Consider the following 18,458-nt stretch of genomic DNA (forward strand, 5'->3'; position numbering starts at 1 on the left):
AGCGCACCAGGGTTCATAGCGCAGAGCAAGGTCAGGTGCCGGTCCTACAACTCTGGGCATGCAGGCCGTACCCGTACGGGAGCGTGTGCTTGGGGTTGTGATCTTGAGTGAGGCGTGAGGTGGGTGGTGGCCCGAGTACCCTTAATGCCATGGCAGCTGGGGGTAGGGCATCGGGCAGGCCCGCGAAGAAGAAGGGCCCGTCCAAGGGCACCGGTGGGCAGGGGCGCCGCGGGCTCGAAGGCAAGGGTTCCACCCCGCCTGCTGAGATGCGTCACTGGTACAAGGACAAGGCGCGCACCGAGCGGGTCGCCCGTGAAGAGCGAGGCGGGCAGCGGCCCGGCCCGGCTCGGCAGCGGCGTTCCGACGACGCGCCCGAACACATCGGCGGACGCAACCCAGTGCTCGAGGCGCTGGTCGCCGGGGTGCCGGCCAACGCGCTGTACGTCGCGCAGCGCATCGAGAGCGATGACCGCGTACGCGACGCGATCAAGGTCGCGACGGAGCGGGGCATCGCGCTGCTCGAGTCGACCCGCGAAAAGCTCGACCGGCTCACTGAGGGCGCCGTTCACCAGGGGATCGTGCTCCAGATCCCCGCTTACGACTACGCGCACCCGTCTGAGCTGATCGAATTGGCGCAGGACGCGGCAGAAGTGCCGTTGGTCATAGCGCTCGACGGGGTCACCGATCCGCGCAACCTAGGCGCTATCGCGCGTTCAGCGACTGCTTTCGGGGCGCACGGGATGCTGATTCCGTCGCGGCGTTCGGCTGGCGTGACGGGCGGGGCGTGGAAGACGTCCGCGGGTACGCTGGCCAACCTGCGCGTGGCGCGTGCGGCCAACCTCACGGCCGCGTTGCGGGAGTATCGCGAGGCTGGACTGTTCGTGATCGGGCTCGACGGCGAGGGCAGTGCGGACATCGGTGATGTCGACCTGCTGGGCGAGCCGTTGGTGATCGTGGTGGGGTCCGAGGGCAAGGGACTGTCGCGGCTGGTGCGGGAGCACTGCGACGTTGTGGCCCGGATTCCTATGCGGGCGGCTGCGGAGTCATTGAACGCGGGGGTGGCGGCCGGCGTGGCGTTGTACGAGGTCGCTCGTCATCGACGCCGTTGACGGTCTACACTGATAGGCCGCGCCGACGTAGCTCAATCGGCAGAGCATCTGTCTTGTAAACAGAAGGTCAGGGGTTCGATTCCCCTCGTCGGCTCTGCAACCGAAAGGCCCCTGAACAGGCATTACGCCGTCAGGGGCCTTGTGGTTTCTGGACTTCAACCGGTGTCTTCGGCGTCTTTGGGAGCCACCTTGGGAGCCACCGGGGTCTGTTTCCCCAGGAGAGCGCTAGAAATGGCTTCAGTCGCGGCGCGGCGGTCGCCCTCCAGCAGGTGTCCGTAGATGTCCTTGGTGATCGCGATGCTGGCGTGGCCGAGGACTTCGGACACGACGTGAAGCGGAGTGCCCTGGGCGAGCATGAGCGACGCGCCGGAGTGCCGAAGCTCGTGCGGGTGCCAGTGGCCGAGACCCGCTTTCTTGGCCAGCCTGGAGAACAGGTGCGAGAAAGTGTCGGGGTCGGACGGGTTGCCGAAAGCTGTTGGGAAGATCAGGCCGTGCTCCGCCCAGTCCTCGCCGGCCTTGAGGCGCTCCTTGTTGTGGGCGACCTTGTGGCGCTTGATCGCCTCGACCAGCTCGGGAGTCAGGCAGAGGACGCGGCGTGACCGCCTGGTCTTGAGTTCGCTGATCACGATGCGGGTCTTGGCGGTGGCGTTCGGGTCGCGGTTCTTGAGGCGCTTGACGGAGTGGGTGACCCGGAGAGTACGAGCGTCCGGATCGAAGGCGTTCCACATGAGCCCGAGTGCCTCGCCACGGCGCAGGCCGAAGACGAGGGCCAGGAGGACGAGCACGCCCATGCGGTGATCGGCGACAGCGTCGAGGAGCCTTTTGCCTTCCTCCACTGTGAGCGTCCGGCCTTCCTCGACGGGTACGCGCGGGGGCATCGACAGTGCTGCGACGTTCCGCATGACCAAGCCCTCTCGTTCCGCCTGGCCCAGGGCCTTTCGGAGCACGGCCCGCATGTTGCGGACGCTGTTCGCCTTGTATCCCGCCTTGCGCTTGGCCTGCCACAGAGCATCGACCTGGGCCACGGTGAGCTTGGTCAGCTTGTGACGGGCGAGTCCTGGCTTGAGGTGCAGTCGTACCGTGTCCTCGTAGTCGTCCAAGGTTCCGTCGGAGATGTGGCCGGGCAGGTGGAGCAGCCAGCGATCGAGGAACGTGCCGACCGTAAGCCGGTCATCTGGGACCGGAGCACCCTTGGCCAGGGTCTCCTTGAGCTTGCGAACCTTCTCAGCGACTTCGGCGCGGGTCTTGCCGGAGACCTTCTTGCGGATGCGCGTCCCGTCCGGGCCGTAGCCGAGGGAGACCGCACCGCGCCAGCGGTCACCGTCCTTGTAGATCGAGTCCTCGTTCTGGCCACGCTTCCTGGTGCTCATGCGGCTTCCATTTCAAGCTGGGTGACGAACTCGGTTAGTGCGGTTGCCGGAACGCGACGCAGGGTGCCGATGCGAACGGAACGAAGCGCGCCGGAGCGGATCAGTTCGTAAGCCTTGGTGCGACCGATTCCGAGGTAGTCGGCCGCCTCTTCCGGCCGTAGCAGGAGAGGAGTGATGGTCGCGGTCATGCGGCTCTCCTCATGTCCTCGGTTGCCGAAAGGTCTTGTCCGGCTGCTCTGGCTTCCAGTTCGCGGAGGTGGGCGCGCCAGCGTTGGCGTTCGTGGACGGATCTGAGGAGGCGGGCGGCGAGTGGTGGCACGTTGGCGTCTCCGGCCGGAACGGGTCGCCAGACGTAGCGGTGCGGGTCGGTGGGTTCGTCGGGTTGGCCGAGGGCTTGCAGGACCCAGGTGCGGCGGTCCTGCTTGTGTTCGGTGAGGGTCTTGTTGCTCCACTTGCGGGAGACCAGGACGCGGCGTCCGGCGTAGCCGAGGTGTTCGGGCTTGTGGGCCTTGCCACGGCAGCGGCCGGGGATCATGCCGGGCTTGGCGTCCTTGGGCTGAACGCCGTAGCGCAGCCAGTTCGGGCAGGTGGGCGAGCACGGTTCGTAGCGCAGGGCGTCGAGCATGCGGGCCGCGTGCTCTCGCTGGGCCTGGCCGCCGAGGGTGTCGCCGATGGACTTGGTGAGGTACTTGGACAGGTACCGGATGCACTGGTCAGCATCCGGTGTCCCGGCGAGGATGCCTTGGACATCGACTTGTTCGCCGAAGCGGAGGACGTGGAGCGGTTCGGCGTCCTCGTCGAGCGTGTCGAGGGCCTCGTCCCAGGTGGGCAGGACCTCGCCGGTTGCCGGGTTGAGGTAGCCGGTGCCGTCCTGCCAGACGGGCAGGTGGTCACCGTCGAAGACCACTTCGTCGGCATTAGGCCACCAGACCTGGTGATAGGTCGCGGCGGCTATCTGCTTGATCTCGGCACGAGGCAGGGTGCCACGGACGGCCATATGCAGGTGCGGGGCGAGGCGTTTCTGTGGTTCGACGGCGGCGAAGTACTGCACGTCGTAGCCCGCGACGCGGCGCAGGTTCTGTACGAAGCGATCGACGAGCTTGGAGAAGTGCAGCGCGTCCCGAGCGGCGCGCCGGTAGTCGTAGGTGTCCGGATCGATGGGAGCGCCGTCGCGGACCTTGCCGTAGCTGGGCAGGGTGAGTGTCACGAACAGGGACGGCCGGTAGGTCCTGCCGTCCGCGCCCTGGAAGGTGCGTCCGAGGGTGGTGTTGGTCATCGTGCGCTTGGGCAGGTCTGGTGCGTCCTGCCGCCGCTTGGTCGAGCGGGAGCGCTTGGCGGTTGTCCGGCCAAGGACGTTGCCGCGCATCCCGGCCGCGTTGATCTCCTCGTCGAGGCCGGTGATGATCGCGTCGAGTTCGGTGGTGTCGTCGCCGGCCTTTTCGGCGGCGTCGTGTTGGGCTTGGATGTCGGCGCGGAACTCGACGAGCCAGCGCTGTTCCTCGTTGGCCTCGTCGGGTGTGATGGCGGGTTCGGTGTCGAGGTGCCAGCCTTCGCGGCACTGGGCCATGCGGAGTTGCCGGTTGCGCTTGGCGCATGGCGGGCACTTGCTGTCGAGGGTGGAGCCGCACGGCACGTCGATGATCCCTGACGTGCCGGTGAGGATGTCGAGCCGCTCGAGCGGGATGGGCCGGATGCAGACGCCGTGGAGCTTGGCGACCTCTTCGAGCACCTCCCGAGCCATGGGCATGGCCTGCCGTGCGGCCCGGGGGAGTGCGCGGTCGTGCGCATGGGTCATGCGGTCCTCCCTTCGTCGGGGTCGGTGACGGTGAGTGCGGTCTGGCCGCACTCGCGGCATTCGACCTGGGCGCGGATCAGGTCGAGCCACAGAGCGTTCAGGGTGAGGCAGGTGGCGCAGCGAAGGCCGTTGAGGAAGTGGGCGAGTGTCATGCGGCCTGCCCGTAGTAGGCGACCATGGCGCGGATGTCGGCGTCGGAGACGTAGGCGGCGCGGACGCGGATGGGTTCGGGTGAGGTTTCCAGGCGCATGTAGGCGACGCCTGCGCCCAGTTCTGGGATGGGTGAGATGTGGTCGGCGAGGGCGCCTCGATCGCGTGCGCCGTCGCCGAGGACCATGTCCACCTGTTCGGACTCGTCGAGCCTCAGGGCGATCTTGTCGGGGAACAGGTTGCGGATGTTCATGACCTCTTTGCGCGGGTCCTGGAGGGCCGCCATGACACCGACGCCGACGGAGCGGCCTTGGGTGGCGAGGGTGGCCAGGGCGGCGGAGATGCGTTGCCTGAGCTGCTTGTCGGGCTGGTAGGCGGTCAGGAACGCCACCTCGTCGACGAGCACCAGGACGAACGGGTCCTCGACGGTCGGAACGTGGGAGCGCTGGAGTCCGGCGAAGCGGGTAGCGCGCTTTTGCATGACGCTGACGGCGTCGTCGAGCAGGTCGGCGCAGTCGGAGGGATGGGCGGCGTAGCGGCCTTGGAACAGCTCCCGCCCGTAGGACAGCTCCATCAGCTTGGGATCCAACGCCCAGATCTCCACCAGGCCCGCCCGCATCGCGGGGAGCAAGCCGCGGATGGTGTCCCACAGGAACGAGCCCTTGCCCGCTCCGGTCGCGCCTGCGATCAGGATGTGGGTTCCGTGGACCTTGAGCCGTAGCGGCTTGCCGTCCTCCTGCTTGCCGATCTCGACCGGCCCGACCGTTGGTTCTTCTGGGATGGGAAGTGCGGGCATAGGAGAGGCCAGTGGGTCGCGGCGCGGGAAGGTGAGCAGCAGCCGGCCACCCTTGACGAGCGCGACCCGGCAGGAGGTGGTGCCGAAGCCCTGGGCGAGGTTGTCGATGCGGTCGGACCAGTCCTTGACCGCCTGGCCGTCGAGCATCCGGACGGTGACCCGGTCGGCCCAGCCGTCGCAGGTGACGCGCATCAGGCGCGGCATGTAGACGCGACCGTTGACGCGCTTGGCCAGGCCGGAGACGTCCATGACGGCTTGCCAGTGACGCCGGTACACCGACATCAGCCGCCACCAGGCCAGCAGCCGCCAGCCGACGAGACGGGCGAAGGAGCCGCGATCAACGAACGCCCAGGAGACCATGGCCAGGACGACGACCCCGAGCGTGGAGGCCGCGAGGGGCCAGCCGTGCCAGGCCCAGACGACACCAAGGGCGATACGGCGACCGGATGCCGCCAGGTGGTACGGACGAGGGCGGCGAGGAAGCGCCAGCCGTAGATGAGCAGGGTGACGAGGGCAGGAGTCTTGATCACGGCCGGGCGGAAGACGACGGCCGTGTCGGGCGTGGTGGAGACGAGGTTGCGCGCCTCGTCACCAGGCAGCCGCTTGAACATAAGCTTGGAACCTCTCGTGAGTGAGATCAGGGAGAAGATCGGGGGCCGCCGGAAGTTGGCGCTTCTGGCGGCCCCGCCTGGCTGTGTCAGGCCGCCGTGTCGGTGGCGGTCTTGGCCGACTGGTCGGTGTGCAGGCGCTCGCAGTCGGCCAGGTAGCGAGCGGCGGCATCGAAGATCTCGCGGGCGGTGGCCAGGTCGGCGGCGGTGACCGCTCCGGCTCCGGTGGTGGAGATGTGCACGTCGGCCTCGTGGGAGCGGAACTCCAGGTACGGCCGCGGGTTGCTGAGTATCCCCGCGCTGACCCGCAGGCCCGGCGTGTGAAACGAGATGCTCAGGTGCGGTGCGGAGTCCGGCCGCATCGACAGCGTGACGTAGGTGTAGGGCCTGCGGTCACTCATGCCGCTACCCCGCGACCGTCGGGCAGACCGTAGAAGCTGCGCTCCAGCGAGCGGGCGAAGCGGGATGCTTCGCGGGCGAGCTGACGGGCGAACTCCAGGTCATCGGCCGTGACCGGCCCGCCGGTGGTGACGAGTACGGAGGTGGCTCCGAAGTCGAGCGCCAGGACGGGTTCACGGCGGGCGTACGGGTGGTTCAAGGTGCGGGCGGCGTGGCCGGTTGTCAGCCGGATCACGCTGCTTCGAGGGGTACGGCGACGGGTCATCAGGCGGCGTCCTTTCCGGCCTTGTTGGGAGCGGTCTGGCGGGGAGCGTGCATGTCGCGGACCTTGATGGAGTAGGCGAGACGGTTGTTGCCGTTGACGTACGGCGTGACCGTGACGGCGTCGAATTCGACGGGCGTGAACGGGAGCCCCGGCATCGGGGACGGCGGCACCGGCTGTACCGGCGCGAGGATCTTGACCGCCACCGTCTTCTGGGCGGGCTTGAGGGTCGGGTCACCATCCATGACCGCGACCTGCCAGACCAGTTCACCGGTCTGCTTGTCGCGGGCCTGCACGAACCGGCCGTTGGAGGAGGCGTCGAAGTCCTTGACGGGCTCGACCTCGCCGACGATGTAGCAGCCGTGCGGGAAGACCATGGCGAAGGTGACGGGGATGGGGCCTTGCAGAGCCATAACTGTTTTCCTCTCTTGACTGACAGGCACTTAACCTATCAAGTGATGCTCTGAGATTAGGCAGCTTAAACTTGCTAGGTCAAGTGCCTAAGAGAGATTCTCGGAGCGAAATCGTGAATCCCCCGTGCTTCAATCGCCACGAAAGGGGCGAAATAGTCTCAACTGTGGAGGCGGCAGATTCGAAGCCAGGCGACGTCAGCGGCATGATCCTCGGCCTCTTGGCGGTCATCTGGTTTGTCGGAGTTCCGCTGTGCCTCTGGCAGGCATTCGCGGCCGCTCTGGGATATCCCGCTGCCGATCGTGAGCGCATCAACGCGTGGATGACTGGAGCAGCGGTGATCGCGACGGCCGCGCCCATCCTGGCCGCCGGAATCTGCGTCTTCACCGACAGAGTTGTACGGGCCTGGATCTTCGGCCTCGTCGCGGTGGCGTGCGTCGTTCTCGTCCTGGGAGATGTGTACGGAAATACGCGTCCGGCGGACCCATACGGCCCAGTCCGACCACTGCCGTCCGGCTACTGCGCGGAGCACAGCGGCGGAGGCAGCGAATGCCCTGGTGGATGAGCGCAGCTCAGCCGATCGGGTAAGCGTCCTCCAGCTCGTGCCTGTCGGCAGGGAGCAGGACCTCGACGACGGCCAAGGGCCGGCCGGAGGCGTCGTGGACGGCGCCGAAGACGGCCAGAAGGGGTTGGTTCTTCGGCATGGCCAGTTGCTTGGCCTCGTCGGGCGAGGGCATGCGGGCGGTGATCTGTTCCACGATGTGATCGAAGCGGACGCCCTTGCGCGTCTGGAGATGCTCGCGGAAGCCTTGTCGCAATGGCTCGCCGCTGGTGAGGTCCGTTCCTTCGGAGAGTTCCAACGGCAGCCAGAGCGACACCGTCTCGGTTGGTTCTCCATCGCGTGCGATCAACCGCCGACGAACGAATACTTTGCTCTTGGGCGGTATGTCGAGCAGGACCCCGACCCGATTCGGTACGGTCACCGCGCCCACCTCGACGATCTCGCCCGTGGAATCGGTCTCTGGCTTGGTGAGGTACGCCTGTCCGGGGCGTTTCTGTTCGTGGGAGGCCATCGCCGGACGGCCGCGTACGAAGCGACCCTTGCCCTGCTGGGACTCGATCCAGCCCTGCTCGCGCAGCACGCGAAGGGCGGCGACGATGGTGGGACGGGAGACGCTGAACTCTTGGATGAGCTGGTTCTCGCTGGGGAGCAGCGATCCCGGTGGGTAGGTTCCCGCCTCGATTCGCCGTTGAAGGGTCTGCACAAGCTGCGCATACTTCGGCGGCACGGACTCTAGCGACATCATGACCGTCCAACACCCGACAGGTTGTTTTACCAAGTTTGAGCGTATCCTGGCCGGACTCGTCTGTCCACGCCAGTTCGGATAACGCGAGCCGCACCGGAGGATGGCCCGGCAGACAGCCAACGGAGGGACCGGGGGCGACCCTCGCCGCTGCCTGCCGGGAGATGAGACGCGACGAGGCGATGGAAAGCGCACCCGACCCCCTCCAGATCGAGGACCGTCACCGCCCCGCCGCGCCCGTCATCACTTGGCGATGTACTTCGCCAAGACGTTCGCCGCACCCTCCACGTCGTCGACCGGGTGCCGCTGCTCGGCGCTCTGCCAGGAGTAGTACGCACCGCCGTACCCGACGAACACCCACACCGGCATTCCCGACGTAGGCCGATGCACCATGAGCGCGCTGTTGTTGTCCCGGAGTTCGGCGTTGACACCGAGAAGCACAAGCTGATCACGCAGCCGGATGAGCGCATAGCTCTCATCGCTCTGTGCCAGACCGGCCATGGCCGCAGCCATGATCGAGTTCATTTCCCGCTCCCTTCGACCCGGCCTCCGCCGAGGCAGTCGAGACACTCCCGCTCCTCAATTCGTTCCAGCTCCTCCCCAGGAGTGCCGATCAGAAGGGCGCGGCGTGAGCTGCTCAGCTTGTAACCGCGTCCTCGACACGCAGGGCAGGGTCTTGCCTCGCTGTTCTCGTTTGGCCGGGTCACCGTCGCCATCTCCTCGCGAGTCGTCGGTACTCCCTGTGGCGGAAGTCCGCTTGACGTACCGTTGTTGCTTGATGGCAAGTCCACCGGCAAAGCAGAATGAGGGGACCCGCTAAGAGGCCCCCCTCTTAACTCCCTTTTCGATCCGGCGTCGGAAAGAAGGCCAGGTATGCCCGAGGCAACACCCAACGTGCGACTTCGGAACTGGCGACAAAAGGCCGATTTGACTCGCGCCGAAATGGCCAAAATGGTCAATCTCACAAAGATCGGGATCAAGCACAATCTCACCTGCGATGAAGAGCGGATACGTCGCTGGGAGGCCGGTGAGGTCTCTTGGCCGCACGAGCCGTACCGGCTGGCACTGACCGATCTCACCCATCTGGACCCGGAAGACCTGGGGTTCGTGCCCAACAAGCGCGCCCGCCCGCTCAGCAATTCCCCCATATTGGTTGATACCCTCGTAAATGCACCACGCGCTGTGAATCTCGTCGAACAAGGAGAGGGCGAGAACGACGTGCGACGCCGCGAATTCGTTGGGTTGACGGGAGCCGCGCTGTTCAGTGCGGTGATCGGGCAGCCGGGAACCGCCCAGGGCAGAGACCTCGATATCGAGAATCTCGCCGCCGCGCTCGTCGACTACTCCGCCCCCGCCGACAGCCCCATCAACCTTGAATCACTTACCCGTGCGGTTGCTACTGCAAAGCGGAACTATCAGGCGTGCCGATACGCCCAAGTGACCGCGATGCTCCCCGCCCTGCTCCGCAAACTCCGCGCTGCCTGCATGCTGCTGCATGGTGACGACCGGCTACGAGCTCACACCTTGTGCGCCGAGGCGTACCACGTGACCTCCTCCATCCTGCTCAAGCAGGAGGACAAGGGCCTTGCATGGCTCGCGGCAGACCGCAGCGTCCAAGCCGCACACGCCAGCCAGAGCCCACTCATGATCGGTTCTAGCTCGCGCATCATCACACGCGCCCTGATGGACGGCGGGCATCATCGCGCCGCCACCGACGCCGCACGCAGCGCTGCCGAACGCATGCACGCCGATCTCACAGCCCTTTCTCCCGACGACCTGTCGATCTACGGGTCTCTGCTGCTGTGCGGAGCCATCGCCGCCGCGAACACCGGCAACCGGCACAACACCTCGGAGCTACTCGACGAAGCCGCCGAGGCAGGCACTCGACTGGGCCATGACGGCAATCACATGTGGACCGCATTCGGCCCGAACAACGTCCTGTGCCACCAGGTGAACGTCGCCCTGCGTTTCGGCGACGCGGGCACTGCCATCGACTACGCCCGCCGGGTCGCGCTCGACAAGCTACCGATCAACGAACGCAAGGCCACGCTTCTGCTCGACACCTCTCGCGCGTTCCTGATGTGCAGCCAGCACGACAAGGCGTTGCACGTCCTGCGCGCCGCAGGCGAGTTGGCCCCCGAGGAAGTCTCCGGCCGCCCCGCGGCCCTCCGGTTGGTACGTGACATCCTGGCTGCCGCCCCGATCAGCGTCCGCCGTGAAGCCCGCGAGTACGCGGCATCCCTGGGAGTCAGCGCGTGACCCAACCCGGCAAGGTCCTCTACATCATCGTGTGCGCCGCCGGCCCCGCCCCTGACGTCGGCCGCCTGGTCGCCCTGGCCCAAGACGAAGGCTGGACCGTCCAGATCATCGCCACCCCGCCCGCGCTCGACTTCATCGACGCCCCGGAGCTGGAGAAGCAGTCCGGCCGCCCCGTTCTCAGCCAGTACCGAAAGCCGAACGAACCCAAATCTCCCCGCGCTGACGCGATCATCGTCGCCCCGGCGACATACAACACGATCAACAAATTCGCCTCAGGCATCGCCGACACCTACGCGCTCGGCCTGCTCTCCGAGGCTCCCGGACTCGGCATTCCCGTCGTCATCCTGCCGTTCGTCAACACCGCCCTAGCCTCACGGGACCCCTTCCAACGCAGTGTTGACCGGCTCAGAGCTGAAGGAGTCCGAGTCCTACTCGGCCCAGCTCAATTCGAACCACACCCGCCCAGCTCCGGCGGCGGACGCATCGACAGCTACCCCTGGGCCTTGGCGCTGGAAAACTTGCCGAATTGATCTCATAGGTATCAAGCGGCGGCGCGGCGCGCCGCCGTACCCCCCGGCCCTCCGCCCGCCCGCCGTCCGGGCGTGCGGCCTGGGGGCCGGTCCCGGACGGCGGCGGGACACCGGGCCGGGCACCGCACGCCGGCCCCGCCGTACCAACCGAACCCACCGGCCGGGGTTGCCGCGCCGCCGCACAGACGCAGCCCTACGATCGCCCCTGCATGGCTGGACGCCGTACGTGCCTGGGGGCGATCGACGATCCAGGGTTCGTTCCTCACCCTGGCTCACCGAGCAACGTGGCTGATCGCGGTTCGGCGGCAGACGGCACGCGGATGCGCAAAGATCATTGAGCGTGGCCCATAGCGGATACTGTCAGCTGGGAGGAACGTCCGTGATCGACTCAACCTACCGCGAGTGGTTTCACCTGCGAACCCGGCTGGTCGTCGACTTGACGTGGTGTTCCGCCACCAAGATTGACGACGTCCTTGCGGCGTACGACATCTCACCCGAGAGTACTCAGCCTGCACGCTTCAATGCCGACGACGTCGACATGCTCATCGGGCGCCTCGGCAACGGCACCGTCATCATGGACTACCGCGTCGATTCTGTCACCAATGGAGCTCTTCCCATTCTGGCGCAGTACGGCCCCTGCCTGAGCGCTGTATGGATCGATGACGCCCCAGCGTTGATCTCTTATCGCACGGAAAGCGGCCTGGTGGTCAAATTCGACATGCTGGATTGGAGCTGGTACCCAGTTCCTGATCTCGCCAGCGTCGAGCAATGGATCGCCGCCAGCCCAGCAGGTCGGGAGACCTGGGAGAACAGCTGCGATCTCGCCACGCTCATCACCGCCGAAGCGCTATGCCAGGCTGTGGTCGACGACGAATGGATTCGATCCGTACACACTGGCGTCACCTCACCGGACCCACTGGGGCAGGAGATGCCGTCAACCCCACACACTCTCAGCTCGATCATCGAAAAATACGGTGACCGCACACCGTAGAACAGAGGCCCGGCAGAACAGACCCCGTGACCACACGCGTGATCGCCGTGCCATTAAGGGTGATCAACAGAGGTCAGTCACGGTCACTGGCGGACTGCCGGTCGCCCAGGTCGAGGCCGTGGTAATCGAAGATCAGACCGATTTGCAAGCAGGTGATCCACCGAGGTTTCTGGGAGCCACTTTGGGAGCCACCCGAGTGGACGATTGCGAACTGCGGCGGACAGAGGCGAACGGTGAGGATGCCGCCAGACGAGGTGGCGGACGCCTGCGAACGCCAGTGAAGATCCTTTGGGGACCTTGTAAACAGAAGGTCAGGGGTTCGATTCCCCTCGTCGGCTCTACAAGAGGAAGCCTCTGAACAGGCATTATGCCGTCAGGGGCTTTCTGTTTGTCAGGACAATGTCGAGATCTTGCTAACACCCTTGTTAACAGCGGATGGCTCCCATCCGCTGTTCGACGGCCTTGGCGAAGGCGTCGTGGCTGTTTGATCGTGGATGACGTGGCCTGCCAAGGGCTCCCCGGTCCATCCACGGCGCTCAAGGGCCCACACGCGTTGGGTGGAAGGTGGTAGGCCAGCCCGGCGCCTGTTGGAGCCTCTTCGGAGGACGGTGTTGGACGTGCGATGCGCCATGGAGCGTCGAGTTTGATTAGTTCAATTAGGTCTTAGGATGGCTTATCAAACTTCGGATTTAGCGTCTACACGGGGGATTCAGTGGCAGGGAGAGGTCGTCCGAGCCGGACCACAGTCTACGAACGACTCGACCGTGCCATCCAGGAGCTTCACCAGCGCCTCGGCGGCCTGCCCAGCCCTACCGAAGCCCAAGAGATCTGGTCCGATATCTGGCACCTCGAGGCCCACCACTCCACCGCTCTTGAAGGCAACACCCTGGTGCTCAAGGAAGTGCAGGCGCTGCTCGATCAAGGACGAGCCGTGGGTGCCAAGCCCCTCCGCGAGTACAACGAGGTCAAAGGCTACGCGGACGCCGCCAAATGGGTCTACGGTCAAGCGCTGGAACCCGAGGTATGGAATGACGGCCACTTGCTTAGCCTTAACGAGCTACGCCACATCCACCACACGGCCATGACCCCTGTCTGGGACATTGACCCGCACCCCGAGGCCTCTGATCGCGAAAGGCCTGGGAACTTTCGCGAACACAACATCCACCCGTTCGCGGAGGGGATGACGCCGCCTTCCTGGACGCTCGTCGCCAGCGAGATTCAGGGATGGGCGGACGATGTCTGCGAGCTGGGCAGAAAGCTGGAGGCCAAGGAGGACCTCGGCCACCCACTACCAGAGGGACTCGCCAAGATCCACAACTCCTTTGAGCGCATCCACCCGTTCATAGACGGCAATGGACGCACCGGTCGCCTTGTGCTCAATCTCATCCTGGTACGTCTCGGCTACCCGCCGATCATCGTGTTTAAGAAACAGCGCGAGAGCTACCTCACCGCCCTCCGCCGGGCTGATGCTGGCGACTACGGAGCGTTGGGGGAACCCATCGCTCGTGCCATGGAAGACAACCTCAACCGCTTCATTGTCCCCAACGTGGCTGGCCCCGCCAGGCTTGTGCCACTCGCCGCGTTGGTCGACGAGGAGTTCAGCATCCACGCTCTACGCCAGGCCGCCCAGCGGGGGCGCCTCAACGCGGTGCAGGGCCCGGATGGCGTGTGGAGATCTTCCCGCAAGTCGGTCGATGCGTACCGCGCGTCCAGGCATAGGCCTACCAAGCCTCGGAAAGCCAATCCTGCCGGTGACTCTCCATCCGGGCCACCGGCCCTCTTCTAGAAGTCTTGGACCCATCGCGGATGGAGCCCTAGTGGCGGAGGTCAAGCGCGCATTTAGTCGTTGAGGGCGGATAGCGGAGACGGCGACCATGACGCTCGGCGACCTCGATCCGGCTTTTTCTACGCGCCCACCCGATCGGCCAGCCCGCGCAGGTCAGGCGAGGCAGGATCCTGCATGGACAGCAGGTCAGACGCCAACTGGTGGACCACGCGATGGTTGCGGATCTGCTCGGGCGTGATGGACTCGGCCTTCAGGAGTACGGCCACCGCCTCGTCAACCTGACGACGCTGTGCATGCGCACGGGCCAGGTCGACATACAGCCGGCCCTTGCGTTCACTCGACAGCGTCGAGGTGTCCACCGCGGTTCCAACCCGCAGCGCGTGACCGGCGTCGCCCAGCTCGACCGCGACGGCCACCTCGTGGAGGGCGACGTTGGCCGGTCCGAACTCGGTGTTGTAGTCGTTGCGGCCGTCGCCGACCCGCTCGGCCATCTCGCGGGCCCGCACGAGGTGCTCGTAGGCGGTGTCGGCCTGGTTCAGTCGGGAGGCGGCTACGGCGCGTTGCAGGGTCAGGCCGCCCCACAGCGACATCGCTTCGGGCTTGCCCTGATCGGTGAGGAACCACAGGGCGTCGGCGGCGGTGCGGGCGGTCTCTTCCGCCTGGTCGAAGTGGCGGGCTCCGAGGAAGACGAAGCTGAGCCGGAAAGCGCCGGCCGCCATCATCAACGGATCACCCGCGCGCTCGGCCGCGCTGATGGCCCGGTCGGCGGCGATCCATGCTGCTTCCGGCTCACCCAGCTTGGCCAACGACGCCGAGCACGCCTGATACGTCACGGCCAGCAGCTCGAACAGCTCGGCCTGGCGCTCGGCCAGGGCCGAGCGGACGGCGTTCTCCAGGGTGGGCACCAAGCCGCGAAGCAGGTCGGCCAGTTCGTCGTAGCGGGCTTCGTGGGTCAGCTTCCAGGCGTGATCCACTCGCGGCTTGAGCTGCTTGGTGGCAGGCACAGGGGTGGCGTGCAACATGGCCTGGAGCGAGTGCGCGCCCGACAGTACGAGGCGCAGACCGGCCGTACCGGGTACCTCGTCGTTGGTGGCGGCGACCACGGGAGCTTCGGCGGCCAGCTCTGACAGCGGCAGATCGAGTGTCTCGGCGACCTTCTCCAGGACCGACATTCGATCGACCTTGCGTACGCCGCGCTCGACCTGGGAGATCCACGCTACCGATCGGTCCACCAGCCGTGCCAGCTCTACCTGAGACAGGCCCCGCCGCTTGCGCTCCTGGGCGATGCGTCTGCCCAATGCCCGTTGGTACTCGGTGCTCACGACGCCGTGCCCTTCCCGCTCTGCAGTTCCAGCCAGTCGACCTCGACCGAGGCCAGCAGTGCTTCGCGAGCCCCCAGGAACCGCTTGGTGTGCTCGGTCTGCTCGTGGGCGTCGAAGGCTGAACGGTCTCGGTACAGCTCGTAGAAGATCCGCTGGAGCGGCTGGCCGTCCACTCGATGTGAGGCGTACACGAGCGTTCCCGGCTCGCGCTGGCGGATCGCCTCGATTGTCTCACCGACGAGCTCGTCGAACGCCGCGGCGCTCGTCTCGTCCTTGCAGGTGAATCGCACCATGAGTCCGAACATGTGCACCCTCCTCGGGCCGCCGCCTCTAACTGGATCTCTGCTCTTTACCTGACCAGTACTTATTGTGCGGCGCAAGTACATCAAGTCGCTTGTACTAGAAGTATAGCACCAGTACTTTAAGTACTGATAGCAGTTGGCAGGGCTTTGACCTGCACGAACATGAGGTAAGCCGACGTGACAACAGCCTCGAAAAGCCACAAAGAGATTCACCGGTGGTGTCGCAACTTCCCAGGCACCAAGAGTCAGGTACGTGAAGCCCGCCGCTTCGTCACCAGCTACCTGGTCGACCGTCCCGAAGCCGACGTCGCCGAACTCGTCGTCTCTGAGTTGGCCACCAACGCCATCCGCCACTCCCGCAGCGGCCAGGTCGGCGGCAATTTCGGGGTGACCATCCACGCGGGCGGTGAACTGCTGATCGTCGCCGTCCTGGACGATGGCGGCCCGATGGGTCCGCACATCCGGCAAGCTGCCGAACATGAGCAGGGCGGTCGCGGCCTTCACCTCGTCGAGGAACTGACGACACGCTGGGGCGTCTACGGCGACGAACACGGTCGGACGGTCTGGGCGCTCCTGGCCCTCGCACCAGACCCGCCCGTCAGATGACGTCGTGCCTGGCTCCCCATGTGCCGAAGCCCGGGCCTCACTGCACCCCATTGATCTGGCTGAAGCCACGCAACGCCCCACGGTGCCGGGTGATCGCCTGGACCTGCGACTGCGATGAGGTCGTATATGAGCTGTGCGCCGCCGGCGGCCAGGCCTTCATCAAGCGCACACACCTCAGCAGCCCCACCACCCATGAAACACACCACATGAGCACACGCGAAGGAAGAGACACCTGGCAGGCCCTACTGTCCGGGCTCGTGCGATAGGCCAGGTAGCCCGCGCAGCCAGTGAGCAGCCGTCTAGTACTCCAGCCGTAGATCGTGATCTTCATGTCTGATTCGCGGCTTGTCGACGATAATGGCTGACCTGGGCTCGGGCCTGGTGACGGCGTCGCCAGGCGGACCAGCGGAGCCGGTGGGCTGCATCGTGCACGGACCGGACGACGAGCGTCGTGAACAGTCGCTGAATCTCGTTGCAGGTGCGCGGGATCAATCCGTCCGGGGCGAGATGGCGGGCGTGTTCATCAGCGCGGACAACGGCGAGGAAGGCGTGCGCGAGCATGGCCAGGGTGGTCCAGCGAGACCACGAGGTGAAGCGGCGGACCTGGTGCTCGTCCAGTCCGGCCAGGCCCTTTCCAGACTGGAAGGTCTCCTCCACCCGCCATCTTGACCCGGCAACCCGCACCAGCGTGGCCAGAGGCACCGGCGCGGACGACCAGCAGCGGTAGTAGGCGAGTTCCCCGGTGGTGCGGTTTCGGCGGATCAACAGCCTATGGCTGCCGGGCCGGGGTTCGGCCAGGCCGATGACGGCCCAGTCGTAGAAGCGGTGCCCCTTGGCGCCGGCCCCTGCCGACAGCTTCTGCCAGGCCCGTTTCGGCACCTTCGCGGCCAGGGCGTCCGCGCGGATCTTCCCCGCACCAGTGGTGACTTCAGATGAGCAGGCGACGGCGAGTACGTAGCCGGCCCCGCGCTCTTCCAGTGCGGACCGCAGCTTCGGGTTGCCGCCGTAGACCTCGTCTCCTGCGACCCAGCCCACGCAGTGCCCAGCGTCGAGGAACCGGCCGATCATGCGGGCGGCCAACTCCGGCTTGGTCGCGAAGGCGGTGTCCTCGCTCAGGCCCGCGGCCCGGCAGCGGTCCGGGTCGCACGTCCACGAGCGGGGAATGTACAGCTCTCGGTCCACCGCCGCGTGCCCGCGCCGGCCCGCATAGACCAGGTAGACCGCGACCTGCGCGTTCTCGATCCTCCCGGCGGTGCCGATGTACTGGCGCTGGACGCGACCGTGTGCGTGCCCTTCTTCACGTCCCCGGTCTCGTCGACCACCAGCACCGCATCCTCCTCGTGCAGATGCTCCAGCACATACTCACGCACGTCATCACGCACGCGGTCGGCATCCCACCTGGCCCGGCCGAGCAGATGCTGCATGCCGTCCGGACTGGCCTGCCCGGCCCACTCCGCGATGCTCCAGCAGTTCTTGCGCGGCAGGTCCGACAGCAGCCCCCGCACCAAGTCCCTCACCCGGCGCCGGGGTTCGACCCACGCGAACCGGCCCGCTATCCGATCCATCAGGACCTCGAACCCCTCCTGCCAGCGGGCAGGGTCTACGCTGTGGCCCGCGGCCACCGACTGATCTTCGTTTGTCGACACAACTGACGATGATCAACGATGGCCGTCTGCGTCTTTACGCCATCCAGCAGTACAGGCGGTGATCCCGCCCGCGGAAAGCGTGAGCAAGCCGGGCCAGATCGCTCAGAAGCTGGATCGCGATCTCCTGGTCAAACACTTCGCCATCCGCCGCCCGCTCCTGGACCCACAGCTGGCTGACTTCGACAAGCCGGGACCGGCCGGCAGCGGCAAGTGCGTCCTGAAGGACTTTGGAGGCGACGAGGAGCATGGGGCCCCCGCTATCGCCAGGATCCGCGACAACTTCGGGCTCATCAGCAGCGATAACCTCGTCAAAACTCCGACCGGTGAAGATGCCCTCCCACTCGATCAGCGCCACTTCAGCGTTGAAGTTGCCGTACGACAGCGACTCGAAAGTCCCGTCGGGGCCGCCATCCACGACCACAGCCGCAGCTTCGTGACTCGGTGCCATGAAGAACTTGATGATGATGCTCACGGAGGGCATGGTGCCTGCACGACCGACCCTTGTCCACCCGCTGGTCAGCGCGCAGACCGCGATCAGGCAAGCCGCTACCGCCCCGATCAAGGCAACCATGATCACGATCTACGGCTGGAGTACTAGGACGCCAGGCTCAATCAAGATCATTTTAAACCGCTCGATCCGGATGAGAACTTTCTCTACGTCTTCAAGGGCCAAGGCCGCGTAGTTAGAGGGCATTTGATTTGAGTAGATTGCGGCTTATGTTCTAGTAGGTGCCTCGCCAGGTTGGGGTGGTCTCGTCCGTTATGCGCCTGGCCAGGTTATTGATCGACGCGATGTGGATCATGGCTTGAGA

Annotated in this window: 20 protein-coding genes, 1 tRNA gene and 2 pseudogenes; 8 read left to right on the forward strand and 15 right to left on the reverse strand. The window is 65.9% G+C overall.

Annotated elements, in window-relative coordinates:
• Window positions 1-149 precede the first annotated feature (149 nt).
• Together rlmB and KLK06_RS46820 are read left to right on the forward strand one after the other, a co-directional pair.
• Window positions 150-1,109 carry a 23S rRNA (guanosine(2251)-2'-O)-methyltransferase RlmB gene (gene rlmB, locus KLK06_RS46815; RefSeq protein ID WP_214642214.1) on the forward strand — a complete coding sequence of 320 codons (960 nt, stop codon included), beginning with the start codon at window positions 150-152 and terminating at the stop codon, window positions 1,107-1,109.
• A 21-nt stretch (window positions 1,110-1,130) separates the two neighbouring features.
• Window positions 1,131-1,203 (forward strand) — tRNA-Thr (locus tag KLK06_RS46820).
• 61 nt (window positions 1,204-1,264) lie between these two features.
• On the opposite strand, the gene KLK06_RS46825 is transcribed toward KLK06_RS46820, so the two are convergent.
• From KLK06_RS46825 to KLK06_RS46860, 8 genes are all read right to left on the reverse strand, one after another.
• Entirely contained in the window at window positions 1,265-2,479 is a 1,215-nt protein-coding gene (locus tag KLK06_RS46825) for a tyrosine-type recombinase/integrase (protein ID WP_214642215.1), read from the reverse strand.
• A complete protein-coding gene (locus tag KLK06_RS46830; protein ID WP_250907086.1) occupies window positions 2,476-2,667 on the reverse strand; it encodes an excisionase family DNA-binding protein in 192 nt (63 codons plus the stop codon). The genes KLK06_RS46825 and KLK06_RS46830 overlap by 4 nt, the downstream gene beginning before the upstream one ends.
• Entirely contained in the window at window positions 2,664-4,274 is a 1,611-nt protein-coding gene (locus KLK06_RS46835) for a helitron helicase-like domain-containing protein (RefSeq protein WP_214642216.1), read from the reverse strand. Before KLK06_RS46835 ends, KLK06_RS46830 begins: the two co-directional genes overlap by 4 nt.
• Complete coding sequence (locus tag KLK06_RS46840) at window positions 4,271-4,426, reverse strand: hypothetical protein (protein ID WP_214642217.1); 156 nt, start codon at window positions 4,424-4,426, stop codon at window positions 4,271-4,273. The genes KLK06_RS46835 and KLK06_RS46840 overlap by 4 nt, the downstream gene beginning before the upstream one ends.
• Window positions 4,423-5,580 carry an FtsK/SpoIIIE domain-containing protein gene (locus KLK06_RS46845; protein WP_250907087.1) on the reverse strand — a complete coding sequence of 386 codons (1,158 nt, stop codon included), beginning with the start codon at window positions 5,578-5,580 and terminating at the stop codon, window positions 4,423-4,425. The genes KLK06_RS46840 and KLK06_RS46845 overlap by 4 nt, the downstream gene beginning before the upstream one ends.
• A gap of 337 nt (window positions 5,581-5,917) precedes the next feature.
• Complete coding sequence (locus KLK06_RS46850) at window positions 5,918-6,229, reverse strand: hypothetical protein (protein ID WP_214642218.1); 312 nt, start codon at window positions 6,227-6,229, stop codon at window positions 5,918-5,920.
• Entirely contained in the window at window positions 6,226-6,492 is a 267-nt protein-coding gene (locus KLK06_RS46855) for a hypothetical protein (protein ID WP_214642219.1), read from the reverse strand. The genes KLK06_RS46850 and KLK06_RS46855 overlap by 4 nt, the downstream gene beginning before the upstream one ends.
• Window positions 6,492-6,902 carry a plasmid replication, integration and excision activator gene (locus KLK06_RS46860; RefSeq protein ID WP_214642220.1) on the reverse strand — a complete coding sequence of 137 codons (411 nt, stop codon included), beginning with the start codon at window positions 6,900-6,902 and terminating at the stop codon, window positions 6,492-6,494. Before KLK06_RS46860 ends, KLK06_RS46855 begins: the two co-directional genes overlap by 1 nt.
• 164 nt (window positions 6,903-7,066) lie before the next feature.
• On the opposite strand from KLK06_RS46860, the gene KLK06_RS46865 reads away from it, so the two are divergent.
• Window positions 7,067-7,465: a hypothetical protein gene (locus KLK06_RS46865; RefSeq protein ID WP_214642221.1), complete on the forward strand. Its 399-nt coding sequence runs from the start codon at window positions 7,067-7,069 to the stop codon at window positions 7,463-7,465.
• 7 nt (window positions 7,466-7,472) lie between these two features.
• On the opposite strand, the gene KLK06_RS46870 is transcribed toward KLK06_RS46865, so the two are convergent.
• Both KLK06_RS46870 and KLK06_RS46875 read right to left on the reverse strand, forming a co-directional pair.
• Complete coding sequence (locus tag KLK06_RS46870; RefSeq protein ID WP_214642222.1) at window positions 7,473-8,165, reverse strand: GntR family transcriptional regulator; 693 nt, start codon at window positions 8,163-8,165, stop codon at window positions 7,473-7,475.
• Window positions 8,166-8,447: 282 nt separating this feature from the next.
• Window positions 8,448-8,729 carry a hypothetical protein gene (locus KLK06_RS46875; protein ID WP_214642223.1) on the reverse strand — a complete coding sequence of 94 codons (282 nt, stop codon included), beginning with the start codon at window positions 8,727-8,729 and terminating at the stop codon, window positions 8,448-8,450.
• A 348-nt stretch (window positions 8,730-9,077) separates the two neighbouring features.
• Here KLK06_RS46875 and KLK06_RS46880 point away from each other — a divergent pair, with 348 nt between their 5' ends.
• The 4 genes from KLK06_RS46880 to KLK06_RS46895 all read left to right on the forward strand — a co-directional run bounded on the left by KLK06_RS46880 (window position 9,078) and on the right by KLK06_RS46895 (window position 13,770).
• Window positions 9,078-10,463 carry an XRE family transcriptional regulator gene (locus KLK06_RS46880; RefSeq protein ID WP_250907088.1) on the forward strand — a complete coding sequence of 462 codons (1,386 nt, stop codon included), beginning with the start codon at window positions 9,078-9,080 and terminating at the stop codon, window positions 10,461-10,463.
• Window positions 10,460-10,993, forward strand: a complete 534-nt coding sequence (locus tag KLK06_RS46885; protein WP_214642224.1) for a flavoprotein — start codon at window positions 10,460-10,462, stop codon at window positions 10,991-10,993. The genes KLK06_RS46880 and KLK06_RS46885 overlap by 4 nt, the downstream gene beginning before the upstream one ends.
• Window positions 10,994-11,372: 379 nt before the next feature.
• Complete coding sequence (locus KLK06_RS46890; protein ID WP_214642225.1) at window positions 11,373-11,984, forward strand: hypothetical protein; 612 nt, start codon at window positions 11,373-11,375, stop codon at window positions 11,982-11,984.
• A 712-nt stretch (window positions 11,985-12,696) separates the two neighbouring features.
• Window positions 12,697-13,770: a Fic family protein gene (locus KLK06_RS46895; RefSeq protein ID WP_214642226.1), complete on the forward strand. Its 1,074-nt coding sequence runs from the start codon at window positions 12,697-12,699 to the stop codon at window positions 13,768-13,770.
• 119 nt (window positions 13,771-13,889) lie between these two features.
• Here KLK06_RS46895 and KLK06_RS46900 read toward each other — a convergent pair whose 3' ends face one another.
• On the reverse strand, window positions 13,890-15,092 hold the full coding sequence (locus tag KLK06_RS46900) for a helix-turn-helix domain-containing protein (protein ID WP_214642227.1): 1,203 nt from the start codon (window positions 15,090-15,092) through the stop codon (window positions 13,890-13,892).
• On the reverse strand, window positions 15,089-15,397 hold the full coding sequence (locus KLK06_RS46905; RefSeq protein WP_214642228.1) for a putative quinol monooxygenase: 309 nt from the start codon (window positions 15,395-15,397) through the stop codon (window positions 15,089-15,091). The genes KLK06_RS46900 and KLK06_RS46905 overlap by 4 nt, the downstream gene beginning before the upstream one ends.
• A 174-nt stretch (window positions 15,398-15,571) precedes the next feature.
• Here KLK06_RS46905 and KLK06_RS46910 point away from each other — a divergent pair, with 174 nt between their 5' ends.
• Window positions 15,572-16,000: an ATP-binding protein gene (locus KLK06_RS46910; RefSeq protein ID WP_214642229.1), complete on the forward strand. Its 429-nt coding sequence runs from the start codon at window positions 15,572-15,574 to the stop codon at window positions 15,998-16,000.
• A 327-nt stretch (window positions 16,001-16,327) separates the two neighbouring features.
• Here KLK06_RS46910 and KLK06_RS46915 read toward each other — a convergent pair.
• The 3 genes and pseudogenes from KLK06_RS46915 to KLK06_RS46925 form a co-directional block, all read right to left on the reverse strand.
• Window positions 16,328-17,565, reverse strand: a pseudogene (locus KLK06_RS46915) (IS701 family transposase).
• Window positions 17,566-17,680: 115 nt separating this feature from the next.
• Window positions 17,681-18,118 (reverse strand): hypothetical protein, encoded by a 438-nt coding sequence (locus KLK06_RS46920; protein ID WP_214642230.1) that lies wholly within the window; start codon window positions 18,116-18,118, stop codon window positions 17,681-17,683.
• A gap of 250 nt (window positions 18,119-18,368) precedes the next feature.
• Window positions 18,369-18,458: pseudogene (locus KLK06_RS46925) on the reverse strand (IS5/IS1182 family transposase); the annotation flags it as partial.

The organism is Nonomuraea sp. NEAU-A123 (genome assembly GCF_018603905.1).
Classification (GTDB): Bacteria; Actinomycetota; Actinomycetes; order Streptosporangiales; family Streptosporangiaceae; genus Nonomuraea.

Bases quoted from the DNA above. Each gene is read 5' to 3' on its own strand.
- rlmB (WP_214642214.1), top strand. From the start codon at position 150: ATGGCAGCTGGGGGTAGGGCATCGGGCAGGCCCGCGAAGAAGAAGGGC.
- KLK06_RS46825 (WP_214642215.1), bottom strand. From the start codon at position 2,479: ATGAGCACCAGGAAGCGTGGCCAGAACGAGGACTCGATCTACAAGGAC.
- KLK06_RS46830 (WP_250907086.1), bottom strand. From the start codon at position 2,667: ATGACCGCGACCATCACTCCTCTCCTGCTACGGCCGGAAGAGGCGGCC.
- KLK06_RS46835 (WP_214642216.1), bottom strand. From the start codon at position 4,274: ATGACCCATGCGCACGACCGCGCACTCCCCCGGGCCGCACGGCAGGCC.
- KLK06_RS46840 (WP_214642217.1), bottom strand. From the start codon at position 4,426: ATGACACTCGCCCACTTCCTCAACGGCCTTCGCTGCGCCACCTGCCTC.
- KLK06_RS46845 (WP_250907087.1), bottom strand. From the start codon at position 5,580: ATGGTCTCCTGGGCGTTCGTTGATCGCGGCTCCTTCGCCCGTCTCGTC.
- KLK06_RS46850 (WP_214642218.1), bottom strand. From the start codon at position 6,229: ATGAGTGACCGCAGGCCCTACACCTACGTCACGCTGTCGATGCGGCCG.
- KLK06_RS46855 (WP_214642219.1), bottom strand. From the start codon at position 6,492: ATGACCCGTCGCCGTACCCCTCGAAGCAGCGTGATCCGGCTGACAACC.
- KLK06_RS46860 (WP_214642220.1), bottom strand. From the start codon at position 6,902: ATGGCTCTGCAAGGCCCCATCCCCGTCACCTTCGCCATGGTCTTCCCG.
- KLK06_RS46875 (WP_214642223.1), bottom strand. From the start codon at position 8,729: ATGAACTCGATCATGGCTGCGGCCATGGCCGGTCTGGCACAGAGCGAT.
- KLK06_RS46880 (WP_250907088.1), top strand. From the start codon at position 9,078: ATGCCCGAGGCAACACCCAACGTGCGACTTCGGAACTGGCGACAAAAG.
- KLK06_RS46905 (WP_214642228.1), bottom strand. From the start codon at position 15,397: ATGTTCGGACTCATGGTGCGATTCACCTGCAAGGACGAGACGAGCGCC.